This window comes from Enterobacter cloacae complex sp. 382A5, from assembly GCF_050031095.1.
Classification (GTDB): domain Bacteria; phylum Pseudomonadota; class Gammaproteobacteria; order Enterobacterales; family Enterobacteriaceae; genus Enterobacter; species Enterobacter cloacae.
In genome coordinates, this window is sequence record NZ_JBLGVK010000001.1 from 1,241,623 (window position 1) to 1,258,284 (window position 16,662).

A 16,662-nucleotide genomic window follows, 5' to 3' on the forward strand; every position below is an offset into this window, starting at 1 on the left:
CAAGTTGCATTCAGGCCGCCCGTATAAGGCAGCTTGCATGATGACGTTTTTAGAGAGGGAATAACAATGCTCGACACTACAATGAAAACCCAGCTCAAGGCATACCTTGAGAAACTGACCAAACCTGTTGAGCTGATTGCCACGCTGGACGACAGCGCTAAATCGGCAGAAATCAAGGAACTGCTGGCGGAGATCGCCGAACTGTCACCGAAAGTGACCTTCAAAGAAGCGAACGATCTGGCGGTGCGTAAGCCATCTTTCCTGATCACCAACCCTGGCTCTGATCAGGGGCCGCGTTTTGCCGGCTCACCGCTGGGCCACGAATTTACCTCACTGGTGCTGGCTCTGCTGTGGACCGGTGGGCATCCGTCGAAAGAGGCGCAGGCGCTGCTGGAGCAGATCCGCGATATCGACGGGGATTTCACCTTTGAAACTTATTATTCGCTCTCCTGCCACAACTGCCCGGACGTGGTGCAGGCGCTGAACCTGATGTCAGTCCTGAACCCGCGTATTAAACACACCGCAATTGATGGCGGCACTTTCCAGAACGAAATCACCGATCGCAACGTGATGGGGGTTCCGGCAGTGTTCCTGAATGGGCAGGAGTTTGGCCAGGGCCGTATGACCTTGTCCGAAATTGTGGCCAAAGTGGATACCGGCGCCGAAAAACGTGCCGCAGAAGAGCTGAACAAGCGCGATGCGTATGATGTACTGATTGTCGGCTCTGGCCCGGCGGGCGCCGCGGCAGCGGTCTATTCCGCACGTAAAGGTATTCGTACCGGTCTGATGGGCGAACGCTTTGGCGGCCAGGTGCTGGATACCGTGGATATCGAAAACTACATCTCTGTGCCGAAGACCGAAGGCCAGAAACTGGCTGGCGCACTTAAAGCGCATGTCAATGATTACGCAGTGGATGTAATCGACAGCCAGAGCGCCAGCAAGCTGGTTCCTGCCGCAGTCGAAGGTGGCTTACACCAGATTGAAACCGCTTCCGGCGCGGTGCTGAAAGCCCGCAGTATTATCATTGCCACCGGTGCCAAATGGCGCAACATGAACGTGCCAGGTGAAGATCAGTATCGCACCAAAGGCGTGACCTACTGCCCGCACTGCGATGGTCCGCTGTTTAAAGGCAAACGCGTGGCGGTGATTGGCGGCGGTAACTCCGGTGTCGAAGCGGCTATCGACCTGGCGGGCATTGTTGAACACGTTACCCTGCTGGAATTTGCACCAGAGATGAAGGCAGACCAGGTTCTGCAGGATAAAGTACGCAGCCTGAAAAACGTCGACATCGTGCTGAATGCGCAGACCACGGAAGTGAAGGGCGACGGCAGTAAAGTCACCGGTCTGGAGTACCGCGACCGCGTCAGTGGCGATGTGCACAGCGTTCCGCTTTCGGGGATCTTCGTGCAGATTGGTCTGCTGCCAAACACCACCTGGCTGGAAGGCGCCATTGAGCGTAACCGCATGGGCGAGATTATCATCGATGCCAAATGTGAAACCAGCGTGAAGGGCGTATTTGCGGCGGGCGACTGTACTACCGTGCCGTACAAGCAGATCATCATCGCGACCGGTGAAGGGGCGAAAGCGTCTCTGAGCGCGTTCGACTACCTGATTCGCACCAAAACAGCATAATAAAAGTCAGTAAGACTGCACCTGCACCAGGAGAGGCCACCAGAAGGTGGCCTCTTTTTTTTATCTCACGACCATCACCGGAATGTGGGTGTGACGGATAACGCTGGAGGCGTTTGAACCCAGCAGATGCGTGGTAATGGACGGATTGCGTGAACCGATAACCACCACGTCGGCGTTCAGCTCGCTCGCCAGCTCGTTAACGGCATCGCGCACGCTGCCAAACCGGACATGCGTTTTAATGCGGGAAGGATCGATGGTGAAGTGCCCGACCATCGTTTGCAGGCGATTTTCCGCCTCGTGCTGCAGATGCTCTTCAAAGCGGCGTACATCGGCGGCAAAGCGATGCAGACTCAGGCTGGCAGAACCCGGCAGCACGTGTAGAAGATGAATAATCCCGTCCTGCTGCGCCAGAAATTCCGCATGGCGTACGGCCTTGTCGCTCAGCTCCATCTCAAAAACATCAACCGGCATAATAATTCTTTGATACATACCCGTTTCTCCTTGTTTATAAACGCTGGACCCATTCAACCATAAAATGAATATGGTTTTTGTAAGCACTGCGGCACTTTTCTGTTTTTCCCAGGATAAATCTCAAAAGCCCGCTAATCCCGGGCAGGTCGTCAGGGAACGCTACCCTTAAATACTTACCCGGATCCTTTCGGAGGTCGCATGAAAGCACTCACGTACCACGGTCCACATCATGTTCGTGTCGAGAATGTCCCCGATCCTGTTATTGAACAACCTGACGATATTATCCTGCGCGTAACGGCCACGGCGATCTGCGGATCGGATCTGCATCTCTACCGCGGGAAGATCCCCAAAGTTGAACACGGCGATATTTTTGGCCACGAGTTCATGGGCGAAGTGGTGGAGACGGGCAGGGAAGTGAAGACGCTGCAAAAAGGCGACCGGGTGGTGATCCCGTTTGTCATCGCCTGTGGTGACTGCTTCTTTTGCCGCCTGCAGCAGTACGCGGCCTGCGAGAGTACCAACGCCGGGCAGGGCGCCGCGCTGAATAAAAAGCAAATTCCCGCGCCCGCCGCGCTGTTTGGCTACAGCCATCTTTATGGCGGCGTGCCCGGTGGACAAGCGGAATACGTTCGGGTGCCCAAAGGTAACGTTGGGCCTTTCAAAGTGCCTCAGCTGCTCTCCGATGATAAAGCGCTGTTCCTCTCCGATATCTTGCCTACCGCCTGGCAGGCGGCGAAAAATGCCCAGATTGAAAAAGGCTCCAGCGTCGCCGTTTTTGGTGCAGGACCGGTGGGGTTACTGACCATCGCCTGCGCGCGGCTGTTAGGTGCCGAACAGATCTTTGTGGTTGACCATCACCCGTATCGTCTGCGTTTTGCCGCAGAGCGCTACGGCGCTATCCCCATCAACTTTGATGAAGACAACGACGCAGCGGAAAAAATCATTGAGCAAACCGCAGGCCAGCGCGGCGTGGATGCCGTCATTGATGCCGTGGGGTTTGAAGCCAAAGGCAGCACCACGGAAACCATCCTCAGCAACCTTAAAATTGAGGGCAGCAGCGGTAAAGCGCTGCGTCAGTGTATTGCTGCTGTTCGACGGGGTGGGGTGGTGAGCGTGCCCGGCGTGTATGCGGGCTTTATCCATGGCTTCCTGTTTGGTGATGCCTTCGATAAGGGGCTCAGTTTTAAGATGGGCCAGACCCACGTCCACGCCTGGCTTGGCGAGTTGTTACCGCTGATCGAAAAAGGGCTGCTGACGCCGGAGGAGATTGTCACCCACTATCTGCCGCTGGACGATGCCGAACGCGCCTACCGGATCTTTGAAAAACGGGAGGAGGCGTGCCGCAAGGTGATTCTGGTGCCCGGTGCCGAAACGCCGGAAGCGGCGGAACAGCAGGTTAAAGGGCTGGTGAATGCGTTTCCGGGTGGGGTGGTTTAAGACGGTTCCCTTACCTGCGGCACGATATAGGACGTCCAGGTGAATCTGCGGAAAGAGGATGCGCAGGCATCCTCTGTGCAACGCGGGTCGCGCTTGTTCAGATGGGATTAACGCAGGTAATCGCCTGCCGCTTCTGGCTGGTAGAGCAACGCCAGCACTTCCAGATGGGTCGAGGCACCGCCCGGCAATTCCCAGTGAATGGTATCCCCCGTACGCAGGCCCAGCAGGGCCGCGCCGACCGGTGCCAGCACGGAAAGCTGAGCGCTGCTGTCGGTCATTTGCGCCGGGTAGACCAGCGTGCGGGTTAACTCTTCGCCCGTTGTCAGGTTGCGGAATTTGACCTGGCTGTTCATGGTGACCACGTCATGCGGCATGGACTCCGGGGTACACATCTGCGCCCGGTCGAGCTCTTCATTCAGGGCATCGGCTACCGGGAGCGAGGCGAATTCTGGTTTCTCCAGAAGTCGGTCAATACGTTCTGCGTCAAGTTCATTGATAATGATGGTGGGTCTGGACATTTTTTACTCCATGTCGTTAATGCTGCGTGTAACGCAGAAACCAATCCAAAAGAAAACCCTCGCCGTATGGCAGCGAGGGTTTAACTCTCCCGATGATACTGTCTGCGCACGCAACTTTGAAGTGATAGAGGTCACATTCATGGGCCATATGAATTTTCGCTGAAATTTATTCAGTCTGCATTTCTGGCGGATTGCGTTACGCTGAACGTTCTGAATCAGGATAGTGGGTAAACGCAGTTCGCGTCTGCCCCTTATAAGAGAGCGCTATGTACTTTTATCAACCGTCACAGGGGCATGGCCTGCCGCATGACCCGCTGAATGCCATTATTGGTCCGCGTCCGATTGGCTGGATCTCCTCCTGCGACCAGGCAGGACAGATCAACCTGGCACCGTATAGCTTTTTTAACTGCTTTAACTACCGCCCGCCGATTATTGGCTTTTCCAGCAACGGCTGGAAAGACAGCGTGCGTAATATTAACGAAACGGGTGAGTTTGTCTGGAACCTTGCCACGCGCGATCTGGCTGAGGCGATGAATCTCACCTCCGCTACGCTGCCTCACGATCAAGACGAGTTCTCTTTTTCCGGATTGACGCCAGCGGCAAGCCAGCTTGTAAAGGCGCCACGCGTGGCCGAGAGTCCGGTGAACTTTGAGTGCCGCCTGTCGCAGTGTATTCAGCTGACCGGCGCCGACGGCACGCCGGTTGACACCTGGCTGGTGCTGGGCGAAGTGGTGGGTATTCATATTGCAGAATCGCTGCTGGAAGAGGGGATCTATCAGACGGCGAAAGCGCAGCCCATCCTGCGTGCGGGTGGGCCGACGGCCTATTATGGCATCAGTGATGAACACCGCTTCGATATGGTGCGCCCGATTGTGGATCAGTAACCCACTTTATCGATAACAAACTGTTTGCCACAGTTACCCGGATGTGGCTGTGGCGCAAAAGAGCCGGCAGACAGCGGGTTATTAATGGTGCTGGCCTTAAGCGAGATCTGCATTTCGGTCAGGTAGGCCGGATTGCCATTGCAGGTCAGTTTGAATGCTTTGACATTGTCTTTGCTCCAGCTTTTCGCCACGGCGTTATCAAAATCTTTACGGCTTACCGTTTTACCGTAGTTATCCGCCAGGAATTTACCCACCGTGCTGTTTTTTATCTCCTGATTCATCCGTACCATGGTGCCGAAATAGGCGTCAGGATCAAAGCCGAAGCAGACGCCGTGTTTGGCATATTCATAGCGTTCCAGGCAGGAGTTACCGCCAGCACCGGGCATGACGCTGTTCAGCTTTGCGGCACCCGACAGTGATAGCCCGGTTTCGGCGGCTGAGCATTTGCGGCTGGCTTTGGCTTCCGGCATGTTCGGGATTGGGCGGGTCGCGCAGCCAAAACGCATCCAGCGGCGTTCATCCACGCCGCGTGCGGCGATGGATTTTGGCAGGCCAGGCCATAATCCGTGTACGGTCAGATAATCGGTCTTGTTATTGCTCTCTTTTTGCAGACGGCACTCTTCGGGTTCGTTACGGTTACGTTCAGCCATGCTCTGGCAGAACCCGGTTTGCCAGGAAAGCGCCAGAACGTAGCGATCGAAATCGCCATACTGCGTGGCTTTGAGCGGATCCGCCTGCGCGGAGAAGACACAGAGTGCAAGCGCCATGGCGCCAGACGGGATAACGATATCCTTCCTGAACATGTGATTTCCTGATGGGTTAACGCGATAGATTTCTGGAAGTTATTAAAGCACAAAAAGCGCCCGCAGGCGCTTTTTGGATATCGGTCATTTTACTCAGGCTGCGCCAGGAACCAGCACTTCGGTTGCGATAATCACGATGATCAGGCCCACAAGCACCGGGACCGACGTGCGTTTTACCACTTCGAACGGCGAGATTTTTGCCATCCCGGCGACCGCGACTACGACACCCGATACCGGCGAAATGGTACGACCGAGGTTAGACGCCTGCAGCATGGGAATGGAGAGGTAAGCCGGGTTAATACCGGAAGAATGTGCCAGTTTTGGGATCATCTCAACGAAGGCATAGAACGGCGCGTTGCCTGAACCGGTGGTCATTGCCGCCAGCATGGTCAGCACCACCAGTACCAGCATCAGGATAATGCTGGCAGAGCCGAACGACGTGGCGATAGAGATGAGGCTCTGAATAAAGCCGATAGTGCTCAGACCCTGCGCGAAGACGCCTGCCGCCACCAACAGCATCACAACGCCTGCAAATGCATCAGCCATACCGCGATACGCCACTTCCAGGCCAGAAAATACCTTCTGAGTGTTGAAACCACGAATAAATTCCAGCATGGCGGCCAGCAGCATACAGATAACCAGAATGGTAATGATGTGCAGCTGTGGTCCCCATTTGCCGTCAAAAATCAGCACGCCGATGATAGGCGTGAACGGCAGAATGGAATAGAACGCCGGGGCGGTGGTGGTGATTTCATTCACGTCCATCATTTCGTGGCTGATGTGCTCTTTTTTATCGAGATAACGCTGCCAGAAGAAATGCGCGATCCCCATGCCCACGATAGCCACAATGGAAATCGGCAGCGTGGTTTTAAAGGCGAAATCGATGAGTGACATTTCTGCGGCTTTCGCCGCCAGTACGACGTCGCCAGAGGTAGGGGAGAGAATAATGGCCGCCGGAGAGGCGCAGATAGCTGCCGCTGCACCACGGCTAATGCCGACGTTAACCATCACCGGGAACAGGGTAGCCATTAACAACACCCCCAGGCCAGTGGCGGACGACACGGCCAGCGACATCAGACAGGCGAGGAAGTAGGCTGCCACCATCAGCAGATACGGGGAGTTGATGTACTGCAGCGGTCTGGAGGCCAGCTTCACGACCATATCGTTGGCACCAATATGGGTCATGTAGGCGGCAAAACCGCACAGCATCATGATCATCATGCCCAGATCGCCACCGCGGCTCATGAGCAGAATTTTAATGTATTCAACAATGTCTGTGGCGGTATACCCGGTGCTGGCTGCGCTGGCGGGTAAGACCTGGTGACCCATCAGGGCGCTAACGATCAGCAAGGCCAGGCCGCCGACAAATAACACGCCCGTGGCGGAATACCCCTTAATGATGTAGCGTGCTACACCGACAATGACGACGACTCCGATAAGGAGCTCGAAAAACGTAAGCATGATTTCCCCTGTATCCTTGCTGCCCGAGAGCACAAATAATCAATAAAAAAGAAGGATGAGAATGTGCCGAATTAATGGCCAGTCCTTGCTGATTAAAATCAATAAATATACTACTAAAGCAGATGTTAGCGATATTTTTGCCATGGTGATGGCAATAATGACATATGGGTATTGACCGGTGACAACAGTGGAGTATGTCATTTAAATGCTAATGGGTTGTTAATTTATTGATTCTATATTAACACGTTCTTGAATAAGAGGGGAAAAGACTTTTCCTGCCGGTGCGCGTTGGTGAGTGGGTCCGTACAGCGTTTCGTGAGAAAGGGCTGAGCAGCACAAAAACACTGGCTGTAGAGGCTAATGATAATCTTTATACCTTGCAGACAGGGCGTTATGTTTGTCCTGAAAGCCATATTAAATGCAGGGTTATTTTTACCGGTAGGCATTATTAAAAAAGGTTTAAACGCGCCCGGGAGATGATTATTCAAAAGGCCACCGTGCCGCTCTCAGAATATTCTCGCAAAGTGGCTGATTAATTAGGAGTAATGCCGATGCCGTTAAGGCTCCATTCAACTATTGTATGGTAAACTTTGCCTCGAATACTAAGAATGGTAATTGCATTGTGATCGTACGTAATAAATTTTTCTTCATTTTTCTGTTTATTTTTGCACAGTTAACGCTCTCTTCTGTGGCACAGGCTGAAGAGAACGCGACGGATAAGGGCTGGTTCTCCACTTTTACGGATAATGTTTCGCAGACCTGGAATGCGCCAGAGCACTATGATCTCTACGTGCCGGCCATCACCTGGCATGCACGCTTTGCCTACGACAAAGAAAAGACCGACAAATATAACGAGCGCCCGTGGGGGGCAGGTTTTGGTCAGTCGCGCTGGGACGAAAAGGGCAACTGGCACGGTATTTATCTGATGGCCTTTAAAGACTCCTTTAACAAATGGGAACCGATCGGTGGCTATGGCTGGGAGAAAACCTGGCGTCCGTTAGCTGACGACAACTTCCACGTTGGCCTGGGCTATACCGCCGGGGTGACTGCACGCGACAACTGGAACTATATCCCCATTCCGGTTCTGCTGCCGCTGGCCTCAATTGGTTATGGCCCTGCAACGTTCCAGATGACCTACATTCCCGGTACGTACAACAACGGTAACGTTTACTTCGCCTGGATGCGTTTTCAGTTTTAACTGAAAAAAGCTGACAAAGCGGTGAAAAAATGCGCAGTCGTTGATTCATATGGGATAAAAATCCGCCAGCGAAAATTAACGCGACTTTAGTCACTTTTTATCAAAGATCCGCTGGACAAAAGGTCCCACAATTGTTGTACTGGTAACCGACACAGCATTTGTGTCGTTTTTTAATGTAAAGGTAATTTTGATGTCTAAGATTAAAGGTAACGTTAAGTGGTTTAATGAGTCCAAAGGATTCGGTTTCATTACTCCTGAAGATGGCAGCAAAGACGTGTTCGTACACTTCTCTGCAATCCAGTCTAATGGTTTCAAAACTCTGGCTGAAGGTCAGCGTGTAGAGTTCGAAATCACTAACGGTGCCAAAGGCCCTTCTGCTGCTAACGTAATCGCTCTGTAATTCAGACGCGTCAGCAAGAATTTCAAAACCCGCTCACTGAGCGGGTTTTTTTCGTTTTGCATCAGCCAAGCAGATACATCTTCAGGAAGCTGGCAACGATCAGCACGCTCAACAACACCACGCCTGCGCTCATCAAACTCTCTTTCATTCTGTCACCCTCGTTCTGTATTGGCACCAGAGTGACAGAGAAAAATTAAGCCAACATTAACGCTTCGGCAGTTAGTGGGGGCTGGCGGAAGAAAACAGCCAGAATGCGATCCCGGTCATCGCAAAAGAGCCGAGCATATTTATCGCAACGTTCAGCAACGCCCAGCCGATACGGCCTTCCTGAAACAAAAACACCGTTTCCGCAGAAAAGGTGGAGAAGGTGGTTAAACCGCCGCAGAACCCGGTGGTAATCAATACTTTCCACATGGGATCGATGTGCGTCATACGGTTAAACCAGGCCAGACCCATGCCAATGATAAACGCACCAATCAGGTTTGCGGCCAGTGTTCCCATTGGAATCGCCTGATGCAGTGGATTAAACCGCATACTCAGGAACCACCGCGCAACGCTTCCCGTCCCCCCACCAATAAAAACAGCTAAAAGGAGTTGTAACACTGTAAATACCTGCTATTTGATGTGTAAGAGTGGCGAGTTTAACGCTGTTTATAATCAGGGGACAAATATGTATGTTGCGGTAGGGCAGTTTGCGGTCACGCCTCGCTGGCATGAGAATGCGGCGCAGTGTGTCTCGCTGATGAAACAGGCACAACAGAAGGGGGCGTCGTTGCTGGTGCTGCCGGAGGCCTTGCTGGCTCGCGATGATAACGACCCGGATTTATCGGTGAAATCCGCGCAGCCGCTGGATGGCGCGTTTTTACAGCAATTACTGGCCGAGAGTGCGGGTAATGACATGACCACAATTTTGACGGTCCATGTGCCGTCAACGCCTGGCCGGGCAGTTAACACACTGGTAGCCATCCGTGGCGGCGTCATCATCGCCAGCTATGCCAAGCTTCATCTCTATGATGCGTTCAGTATCCAGGAGTCGCGCCTGGTTGACCCGGGGGAGTGCGTTCCGCCCCTGATCGCGGTTGATGGTTTAAACATTGGGCTGATGACCTGCTACGATTTGCGCTTTCCTGAGCTGGCGTTGAGCCTGGCATTAGAGGGAGCGGATGTGCTTGTTCTGCCTGCCGCGTGGGTGAAAGGGCCGCTGAAAGAGCATCACTGGGCCACGTTGCTTACGGCGCGCGCGCTGGATACCACCTGTTATGTGGTCGCGGCAGGGGAGTGCGGCAATAAAAATATCGGGCAGAGCAGGGTGATTGACCCGCTGGGCGTCACGATTGCCGCCGCAGCGGAAGGTCCGGTTTTGCTGATGGCGGAGATAATTTCAGAAAGGATAGCGCTTGCACGGCAGCAATTACCTGTTCTTCGCAACCGACGTTTTGCGCCACCGCAATTATTGTGATGTTTTTTTCAACAATGCTTGATTCACCTTGTTACAGGTTGCTATTGTGTGCACGCGCCAAATGACCGTTAATATGATCCGGTTTTGACGCTGAATGCAGCCTGTTTTAAGTAAAGAAGGTATCTATGGGTGAGATTAGTATTACCAAACTGCTGGTGGTTGCCGCACTGGTCGTCCTGCTGTTTGGTACCAAGAAGTTACGCACGCTGGGTGGTGACCTGGGTGCCGCCATCAAAGGCTTTAAGAAAGCGATGAACGACGATGACGCGGCAGCGAAGAAAAGCGCCGAGGATACCGTTCCGGCTGAAAAGCTCTCTCACAAAGAGTAACGGCAATGCCTTAAGGCTTGCGAAAAAAACCGGCTCAACAGGCCGGTTTTTTTGTATTCCTGTAAGTGAATATTACAGGGTTATTTAACTTCTTCGCCTTTTGCCTGCATATCGGCATGGTAAGAGGAGCGCACAAACGGACCGCAGGCAGCATGGGTGAAGCCCATCGCCATCGCTTCCGCTTTCATCTCATCAAACTCATCCGGGCTAACGTAGCGCTGCACCGGCAGGTGATGACGGCTTGGCTGCAGATACTGGCCCAGCGTCAGCATGGTCACACCGTGGCGACGCAGATCGCGCATCACTTCGATGATTTCGTCATTGGTCTCACCAAGGCCGACCATCAGACCTGACTTGGTAGGGATATGTGGATGCGCTTCTTTAAAACGCTCCAGCAGCTTCAGGGACCAGTTGTAGTCAGCACCCGGACGCACCTGACGGTAGAGACGCGGTACGTTCTCCAGGTTGTGGTTAAAGACGTCTGGTGGCGTTGCGGTCAGGATATCCAGCGCGCGGTCCATACGACCACGGAAATCCGGCACCAGCGTCTCAATCTTAATGTTCGGGCTTTTCTCGCGAATGGCAGTAATGCAGTCAGCAAAGTGCTGAGCACCCCCATCACGCAGGTCATCACGGTCAACGGAGGTAATGACCACATAACGCAGCGCCATATCAGCAATGGTCTGCGCCAGTTTTTGAGGTTCGTTTGCATCCGGCGCCACCGGGCGGCCATGAGCAACATCGCAGAACGGGCAACGGCGGGTACAGATAGCACCCAGAATCATAAACGTCGCGGTGCCGTGGTTGAAACACTCAGCAAGGTTCGGGCAAGAGGCTTCTTCACATACAGAGTGAAGGCCATTCTTACGCATCGCCGCTTTGATCCCCTGGATACGCGAAGAGTCGGCCGGAAGTTTGATTTTCATCCATTCCGGTTTTCTTAACAGCGCCTCGCGCTCTGTAGCCACGTTTTTAACCGGGATAAGGGCCATTTTATCGGCATCGCGGTATTTAACACCGCGTTCCATCACAATGGGTTTACTCATAGCGTGCGTGTTCCAGTTGCGAATATCGAAGGAAAGCGTTTCAATTCAAGGGAATGTTGTATTTATCAACTATTTTTGAACGAACGACAGGCAGTATATCATTGAAACGGTCGTTAAAGCAGCCTGCCAGGTCGCCAATTTGTAAAATAGTTGTTGTTTTGTGCCTTTTGCCCTGCGTGCGGCAGGGGCTTGTGCTGTGTCAACCTGTCAGAAGGCCTGGCGGATGATGCGGATCACATTTTCAAGTACCGGATCGCGCAGACTGAGCTTATTGTAATGCAGTGAAATCTCAATAGATTCTGCATTCAACTGGCTGAGCGGAATACTCTCCAGCGGCCAGCATTTCCGCAGCAGATGATACAGGCGCGAAGGCATGATGCAGAGCATGTCACTGCTGCCAATCAGGGATGCAGTAGTGAACATATTGTAACTGCTGAAGCTTATCTGTCGCTCCGGGAAAATGTCATCGATACGCTGGCGCAGCGCATGATGAGACTGTCCTTCCGTCATAAATGACGAGTGATCGTAGTTACGCAGATTTTCTATGGTGAGCGGCTCGCTGAGCACCGGATGCTGCTGGCGACAAACCAGCACCAGGTTGTCGGCATAAAGGACATTCTGCCCCAACGCGCGGGCGCTGAAGCTGCCGCTGTCGATAATTAAATCGGTCTGGAACTGGGCAAGCTGCACGTCAGGTTCGCTGATCGGTACATTACGCAGCAGCAGCTGCGGCGCATGCTCTTTTACGGCCTGGTATATTGCAGGCATAACCAACACCCCCACAGAGGGAGAGCAGCCGATGGTGATGGTTCGCTGTTTGTCGTAGCTTCCAGTTAAATCCAGCGCGCCCAGAATCGACTCCAGCCCCTGGCTGATGTACTCATGCAGATGCGTGGCGTAAGCCGTGGGGGTGACACCCTGTCCCTTACGAATAAATAACGGGTCCGGAAATATAGCGCGCAGCTTTTGAATTGACTGGCTTATTGCAGAGGGCGTGAGATTAAGAATTTTCGCAGCGTTAACGATACCCTTATGGACATATACCGCCTCAAAAATAGTCAGTAAATTGAGATCAATATTACGTAAAGTCCGAAAAATTTGCGGCTTGTCTTCGCCACCGGGTTCATTCAGGCGTTTGGCTGGTAAATTATTATACTCCACGCTTTTACTCCGTACACATTCACAACATGAATGATAGTTGAATTTATTTATTATGCTTGTAGAGATTCGTAAAGTGTTGGTTTTGTTTCACTTGTTTATCAAAAACAACCAGTTGAGTGATTATCACGCAAGTTACTTAGGTCCTGCACGCAGCGCTGACGGGAGGCTAAATAATATGGATCGGTAATATTCGAGCGCTTCGAAAATATAGAATCTGCGGATTATTGTAAAGTGTAAAAGCGGCAATTAAATCGTGGCCCGTCAAATTATCGAGCCACAATGTATAATATATTAAGCAGTGATATATTCGTGTGGGGGATTGTTAAGTAGCGCTAACATATTAGCTAAAAGTACAGGACGGATATTTTCTGTTGTTGCCGTATCAACCCACTGGCACATTTGCGTCATTTCCATCCCGGCATAGCCGCAGGGGTTGATGCGCTGGAAGGGCTTCAAATCCATATTAATGTTCAAAGCCAGCCCGTGAAACGAGCAGCCTTTACGGATACGCAACCCCAGCGAGCAGATCTTCATCTCGCCCACGTAGACTCCCGGTGCGTCGGCCCGCGGATGCGCATCAATACCGTATTCCGCCAGCGTGTTGACGACCGTTTGCTCAAGCAGAGTGACCAGTTCACGTACGCCCAGCTTTCTGCGTTTGAGGTTCAGGAGAACGTACATCACCTGTTGCCCTGGGCCATGGTACGTAACCTGCCCGCCGCGGTCGCTCTGAATAACCGGGATATCGCCCGTCATCAATAAATGTTCCGCTTTTCCCGCTTGCCCCTGCGTAAACACCGGCAGGTGTTCTACCAGCCAGATTTCATCGGGGGTGGTGTCATCGCGTGAGTCGGTGAAGTCATGCATAGCCTGGGAGACAGGCTCATATGGTTGCAGCCCGAGATGACGGACAAGAATTTTATCCTGATACAAAACGACGTCTCCGAAGACGAGGGACAAAAGATGAGGGGGAGTATATCACAGCGGGGAGAGGGGTTACCCGGCAAACCGGGTAACCGCAGAGGGACTACAGCACCATACGAACAATTTCGATATTGCCGAGCTCTTCGTACAGCGTCTCAACCTGCTCAATGTGTGTTGCGGTAATGGTAATAGATACCGAGTGGTAGTTGCCCTTGCTGCTTGGTTTTACTGACGGAGAGTAGTCACCCGGCGCATGGCGCTGTACCACTTCAACCACCTGATCAACCAGCTCAGGTTTCGCCAGACCCATTACTTTGTAAGTAAATGGGGTAGGGAATTCAAGCAGTTCGTTAAGTTTGGTTTTCATGTCAGCTCCGGCGTAACGTCAAAAAGAATAACTCCCACGTCAGGTGGGAGTTATCAGGATACTTAGTATATGGGGATCAAAATCACACTTTCAAGTGTTCAATTTTTAGCCAAACCAGTGATGGAACATCAATTTAATGTAATCAATGATTTTGCCGAAGAAATTGCCTTCAGGAATTTCCTGCAGGACAACCAGCGGGCGCTGATCGATAGTTTTGCCATCCAGCTGGAAGTTGATGGTGCCTACAACCTGGTTTTTCTGCAGCGGTGCATGCAGCTCGGTGGTGTTCAGCACGTAGCTGGCTTTCAGGTCTTTCATGCGTCCGCGTGGAATGGTCAGGTACAGATCTTTGTCCACGCCCAGGGAGGCGCGATCGTTATCACCGAACCAGACCGGCTCAGAGGCAAACTCTTTGCCTGCTTTCAGCGGGTTCACGGTTTCGAAGAAACGGAAGCCCCAGGTCAGCAGTTTTTTGCTTTCTGTCTCACGGCCTTTAAAGGTACGACCGCCCATCACGGCAGAGATCAGGCGCATCTGACCTTCGGTAGCAGAGGCGACCAGGTTGTAACCCGCTTTGTCGGTATGACCGGTTTTGATGCCGTCAACGTTCAGGCTGTTATCCCACAGCAGGCCGTTACGGTTGGTCTGGCGAATACCGTTGAAGGTAAACTCTTTCTCTTTATAGATGGCGTATTCGTTCGGTACATCGCGGATCAGCGCCTGGCCAATCAGCGCCATATCGCGCGCAGAACTGTACTGACCCTCCGCATCCAGGCCGTGAACGGTCTGGAAGTGGCTGTTTTTCAGGCCCAGCGCAGAAACGTAGCTGTTCATCAGGCCCACAAACGCATCCTGGCTGCCCGCAGCGAAATCGGCCATGGCGACACAGGCGTCGTTACCGGACTGCAGGTTGATACCACGAATCAGCTGAGAGACAGGAACCTGCATACCCGGTTTCAGGAACATTAAAGAAGAGCCTTTAAAGACCGGGTTGCCGGTTGCCCACGCATCGTTACCGATGGTGACCAGGTCTGTTTCTTTAAATTTACCTGCCTTCATCGCCTGGCCGATAACGTAGCTGGTCATCATTTTCGTCAGGCTGGCCGGATCGCGGCGGGCATCGGCATTCTGTTCTGCCAGAACTTTGCCAGAGTTGTAATCGATCAGGATGTAGGATTCCGCATCGATTTGCGGAACGCCAGGGATCATGGTCTTGATGTTCAGGTCATCGGCGTGAGCTGCGGAGAGCGCAGCAGCGCAAAGGGCCGTGGTCAGCGCCATGCGCTGCACAAAACGAGCAGAAAAAGTGGTCTTCATGGTCAGAACTACGACATCCGTGATGGAATTAAAAAAAGTGCCTTACTATAGCAAATGCTATTCAGGCAGGCATCCGACTTTAAGCATGAGTTTGTGAATGACTTTTACACAAACTGACAATTCGGATGCCGCCGATACATTACTTCGCTACAGCGATAAATGACTGGAGTTGCGCTTCATTTTGCAGACGCTGCTGCAGGGTCGCTGCCTGCGATTTGCTGGCAAACGGTCCCATCTGAATACGCCACACAGCCCCGTTTTGCTCAACGCGGCCTGGAACGCCAAACTGCTGGCTCAGGCGCTGTTGATACTGCTGCGCGCGGGCCTGATCGCTGACGGCGCCCACCTGAACGACAAAGCCGCCGCTGGAAGCGGCAGCAGGCGCTGCTGCCGCCGCGCTCTGGGTCGTTGCCGGAGCGGTGACGGGGGCAGGCTGCTGCGCTACGGGGGCGGCAACAGGCGCCGGAGCAGGTTCACTGCCTTCCAGCACGCCGGAGGCCAGGGTCGTTGGAGCCCCCAGGAAACCGCTACTCTTTACCGGTGCGCCAGTGTTGTCATCGCTTTGCAACGTGTCGTTGCTGATAGGACGCACTTCGCCTGCTGGCTGAGAAGGCTCGGCCGGCGATGAGACGCTCCCCATGCCACCGTCAAGATTCGGACGGTCGGGAAGGGCGTAGGTCTGTTTCGCCACTGTCGTACACGCGGTACCCGGCCCGGAGAGCGAGCCATCCGGTGCCACGATAATGGGGTCGATACGAACCTTGGTATTGTTCGAGGTGTTCAGGCGGTCGGCGGAGGCGCGCGACAGCGAAATCACACGGTCGTTACCGTACGGACCGCGATCGTTAATGCGGACCACAATCATACGGCCGTTCGCCAGGTTGGTGATACGCGCGTAGCTTGGGATAGGCAGCGTCGGGTGTGCCGCAGTGAGTTGCGTCGGGTCGAACGCTTCTCCTGATGCCGTCAGGTTGCTCCCGGGTTCCGCATCATAAATGGCGGCGAAACCCGCCTGGCTGAAACGGGAAGGGTCCTGAACGATTTTGTAGCTTTTGCCGTCGCGCTCATAATCCTGATTCGCGCTGGCGTTGAGCGGTTCATAAACGGGATCGGCGCCGCTGATTTCAACGATTGGGCCATTACACACCGCAGGCTGCGGCGGCGCGACGGTTGCCTGTTGCTGACCATCATCACTTGTGCACGCCGCAAGTAAACTTGCCGCAATGCAGATCCCCAGCCACTGCTTACGCATTCC

General features: G+C 53.2%; 18 protein-coding genes. 7 read left to right on the forward strand and 11 right to left on the reverse strand.

The features are described from left to right. Positions 1-66 precede the first annotated feature (66 nt). The gene (ahpF, locus tag ACQG2G_RS05845; RefSeq protein WP_029882129.1) at positions 67-1,632 is read left to right on the forward strand and encodes an alkyl hydroperoxide reductase subunit F; all 1,566 of its coding nucleotides are present in this window, start codon (positions 67-69) and stop codon (positions 1,630-1,632) included. Positions 1,633-1,692: 60 nt separating this feature from the next. On the opposite strand, the gene uspG is transcribed toward ahpF, so the two are convergent. After that, positions 1,693-2,121, reverse strand: a complete 429-nt coding sequence (uspG, locus tag ACQG2G_RS05850; RefSeq protein ID WP_013097606.1) for a universal stress protein UspG — start codon at positions 2,119-2,121, stop codon at positions 1,693-1,695. Between the two features lie 180 nt (positions 2,122-2,301). Between uspG and ACQG2G_RS05855 the strand changes: the two genes are divergently transcribed. Continuing rightward, a complete protein-coding gene (locus tag ACQG2G_RS05855) occupies positions 2,302-3,540 on the forward strand; it encodes a zinc-dependent alcohol dehydrogenase (RefSeq protein WP_013097605.1) in 1,239 nt (412 codons plus the stop codon). Between the two features lie 107 nt (positions 3,541-3,647). On the opposite strand, the gene rnk is transcribed toward ACQG2G_RS05855, so the two are convergent. Further along, complete coding sequence (gene rnk, locus ACQG2G_RS05860) at positions 3,648-4,058, reverse strand: nucleoside diphosphate kinase regulator (RefSeq protein ID WP_013097604.1); 411 nt, start codon at positions 4,056-4,058, stop codon at positions 3,648-3,650. Between the two features lie 266 nt (positions 4,059-4,324). On the opposite strand from rnk, the gene ACQG2G_RS05865 reads away from it, so the two are divergent. After that, the gene (locus tag ACQG2G_RS05865) at positions 4,325-4,942 is read left to right on the forward strand and encodes a flavin reductase family protein (protein ID WP_013097603.1); all 618 of its coding nucleotides are present in this window, start codon (positions 4,325-4,327) and stop codon (positions 4,940-4,942) included. Here ACQG2G_RS05865 and rna read toward each other — a convergent pair. After that, positions 4,936-5,745: a ribonuclease I gene (rna, locus tag ACQG2G_RS05870; RefSeq protein ID WP_061772745.1), complete on the reverse strand. Its 810-nt coding sequence runs from the start codon at positions 5,743-5,745 to the stop codon at positions 4,936-4,938. The two genes, ACQG2G_RS05865 and rna, sit on opposite strands and share 7 nt — an antisense overlap. A 93-nt stretch (positions 5,746-5,838) precedes the next feature. After that, positions 5,839-7,206 carry an anaerobic C4-dicarboxylate transporter DcuC gene (dcuC, locus tag ACQG2G_RS05875; RefSeq protein WP_020685657.1) on the reverse strand — a complete coding sequence of 456 codons (1,368 nt, stop codon included), beginning with the start codon at positions 7,204-7,206 and terminating at the stop codon, positions 5,839-5,841. Between the two features lie 580 nt (positions 7,207-7,786). On the opposite strand from dcuC, the gene pagP reads away from it, so the two are divergent. Both pagP and cspE read left to right on the forward strand, forming a co-directional pair. Further along, entirely contained in the window at positions 7,787-8,404 is a 618-nt protein-coding gene (gene pagP / locus ACQG2G_RS05880; RefSeq protein ID WP_155687007.1) for a lipid IV(A) palmitoyltransferase PagP, read from the forward strand. Between the two features lie 190 nt (positions 8,405-8,594). Then, entirely contained in the window at positions 8,595-8,804 is a 210-nt protein-coding gene (cspE, locus tag ACQG2G_RS05885; protein WP_002439184.1) for a transcription antiterminator/RNA stability regulator CspE, read from the forward strand. A 219-nt stretch (positions 8,805-9,023) separates the two neighbouring features. Here cspE and crcB read toward each other — a convergent pair whose 3' ends face one another. After that, complete coding sequence (crcB, locus tag ACQG2G_RS05890) at positions 9,024-9,407, reverse strand: fluoride efflux transporter CrcB (RefSeq protein WP_029882131.1); 384 nt, start codon at positions 9,405-9,407, stop codon at positions 9,024-9,026. Positions 9,408-9,474: 67 nt separating this feature from the next. Here crcB and ACQG2G_RS05895 point away from each other — a divergent pair, with 67 nt between their 5' ends. Together ACQG2G_RS05895 and tatE are read left to right on the forward strand one after the other, a co-directional pair. Then, positions 9,475-10,263, forward strand: a complete 789-nt coding sequence (locus ACQG2G_RS05895) for a deaminated glutathione amidase (RefSeq protein WP_218656526.1) — start codon at positions 9,475-9,477, stop codon at positions 10,261-10,263. A gap of 125 nt (positions 10,264-10,388) precedes the next feature. Next, a complete protein-coding gene (gene tatE / locus ACQG2G_RS05900; protein ID WP_013097596.1) occupies positions 10,389-10,592 on the forward strand; it encodes a twin-arginine translocase subunit TatE in 204 nt (67 codons plus the stop codon). An 80-nt stretch (positions 10,593-10,672) separates the two neighbouring features. Here the strand turns inward: tatE and lipA are convergent, their stop codons facing one another. The 6 genes from lipA to rlpA form a co-directional block, all read right to left on the reverse strand. Continuing rightward, positions 10,673-11,638, reverse strand: coding sequence for a lipoyl synthase (gene lipA, locus ACQG2G_RS05905; protein ID WP_013097595.1), 966 nt, complete (start codon positions 11,636-11,638; stop codon positions 10,673-10,675). Between the two features lie 207 nt (positions 11,639-11,845). After that, positions 11,846-12,799 carry a YbeF family transcriptional regulator gene (locus ACQG2G_RS05910; protein ID WP_013097594.1) on the reverse strand — a complete coding sequence of 318 codons (954 nt, stop codon included), beginning with the start codon at positions 12,797-12,799 and terminating at the stop codon, positions 11,846-11,848. A 291-nt stretch (positions 12,800-13,090) separates the two neighbouring features. Then, positions 13,091-13,732: a lipoyl(octanoyl) transferase LipB gene (gene lipB, locus ACQG2G_RS05915; RefSeq protein WP_013097593.1), complete on the reverse strand. Its 642-nt coding sequence runs from the start codon at positions 13,730-13,732 to the stop codon at positions 13,091-13,093. A gap of 94 nt (positions 13,733-13,826) precedes the next feature. Beyond that, on the reverse strand, positions 13,827-14,090 hold the full coding sequence (ybeD, locus tag ACQG2G_RS05920; protein ID WP_003858718.1) for a DUF493 family protein YbeD: 264 nt from the start codon (positions 14,088-14,090) through the stop codon (positions 13,827-13,829). A 105-nt stretch (positions 14,091-14,195) separates the two neighbouring features. Further along, a complete protein-coding gene (gene dacA / locus ACQG2G_RS05925; protein ID WP_013097592.1) occupies positions 14,196-15,407 on the reverse strand; it encodes a D-alanyl-D-alanine carboxypeptidase DacA in 1,212 nt (403 codons plus the stop codon). A 139-nt stretch (positions 15,408-15,546) separates the two neighbouring features. Then, positions 15,547-16,659, reverse strand: coding sequence for an endolytic peptidoglycan transglycosylase RlpA (rlpA, locus tag ACQG2G_RS05930; protein ID WP_038418902.1), 1,113 nt, complete (start codon positions 16,657-16,659; stop codon positions 15,547-15,549). Positions 16,660-16,662: the final 3 nt, after the last annotated feature.

Coding starts and splice junctions, on each gene's coding strand:
- rlpA (WP_038418902.1), bottom strand. CDS start 16,659: ATGCGTAAGCAGTGGCTGGGGATCTGCATTGCGGCAAGTTTACTTGCG.
- ACQG2G_RS05855 (WP_013097605.1), top strand. CDS start 2,302: ATGAAAGCACTCACGTACCACGGTCCACATCATGTTCGTGTCGAGAAT.
- lipA (WP_013097595.1), bottom strand. CDS start 11,638: ATGAGTAAACCCATTGTGATGGAACGCGGTGTTAAATACCGCGATGCC.
- ahpF (WP_029882129.1), top strand. CDS start 67: ATGCTCGACACTACAATGAAAACCCAGCTCAAGGCATACCTTGAGAAA.
- rna (WP_061772745.1), bottom strand. CDS start 5,745: ATGTTCAGGAAGGATATCGTTATCCCGTCTGGCGCCATGGCGCTTGCA.
- ACQG2G_RS05865 (WP_013097603.1), top strand. CDS start 4,325: ATGTACTTTTATCAACCGTCACAGGGGCATGGCCTGCCGCATGACCCG.
- ybeD (WP_003858718.1), bottom strand. CDS start 14,090: ATGAAAACCAAACTTAACGAACTGCTTGAATTCCCTACCCCATTTACT.
- uspG (WP_013097606.1), bottom strand. CDS start 2,121: ATGTATCAAAGAATTATTATGCCGGTTGATGTTTTTGAGATGGAGCTG.
- rnk (WP_013097604.1), bottom strand. CDS start 4,058: ATGTCCAGACCCACCATCATTATCAATGAACTTGACGCAGAACGTATT.
- tatE (WP_013097596.1), top strand. CDS start 10,389: ATGGGTGAGATTAGTATTACCAAACTGCTGGTGGTTGCCGCACTGGTC.
- dacA (WP_013097592.1), bottom strand. CDS start 15,407: ATGAAGACCACTTTTTCTGCTCGTTTTGTGCAGCGCATGGCGCTGACC.
- dcuC (WP_020685657.1), bottom strand. CDS start 7,206: ATGCTTACGTTTTTCGAGCTCCTTATCGGAGTCGTCGTCATTGTCGGT.
- pagP (WP_155687007.1), top strand. CDS start 7,787: ATGGTAAACTTTGCCTCGAATACTAAGAATGGTAATTGCATTGTGATC.
- cspE (WP_002439184.1), top strand. CDS start 8,595: ATGTCTAAGATTAAAGGTAACGTTAAGTGGTTTAATGAGTCCAAAGGA.
- ACQG2G_RS05895 (WP_218656526.1), top strand. CDS start 9,475: ATGTATGTTGCGGTAGGGCAGTTTGCGGTCACGCCTCGCTGGCATGAG.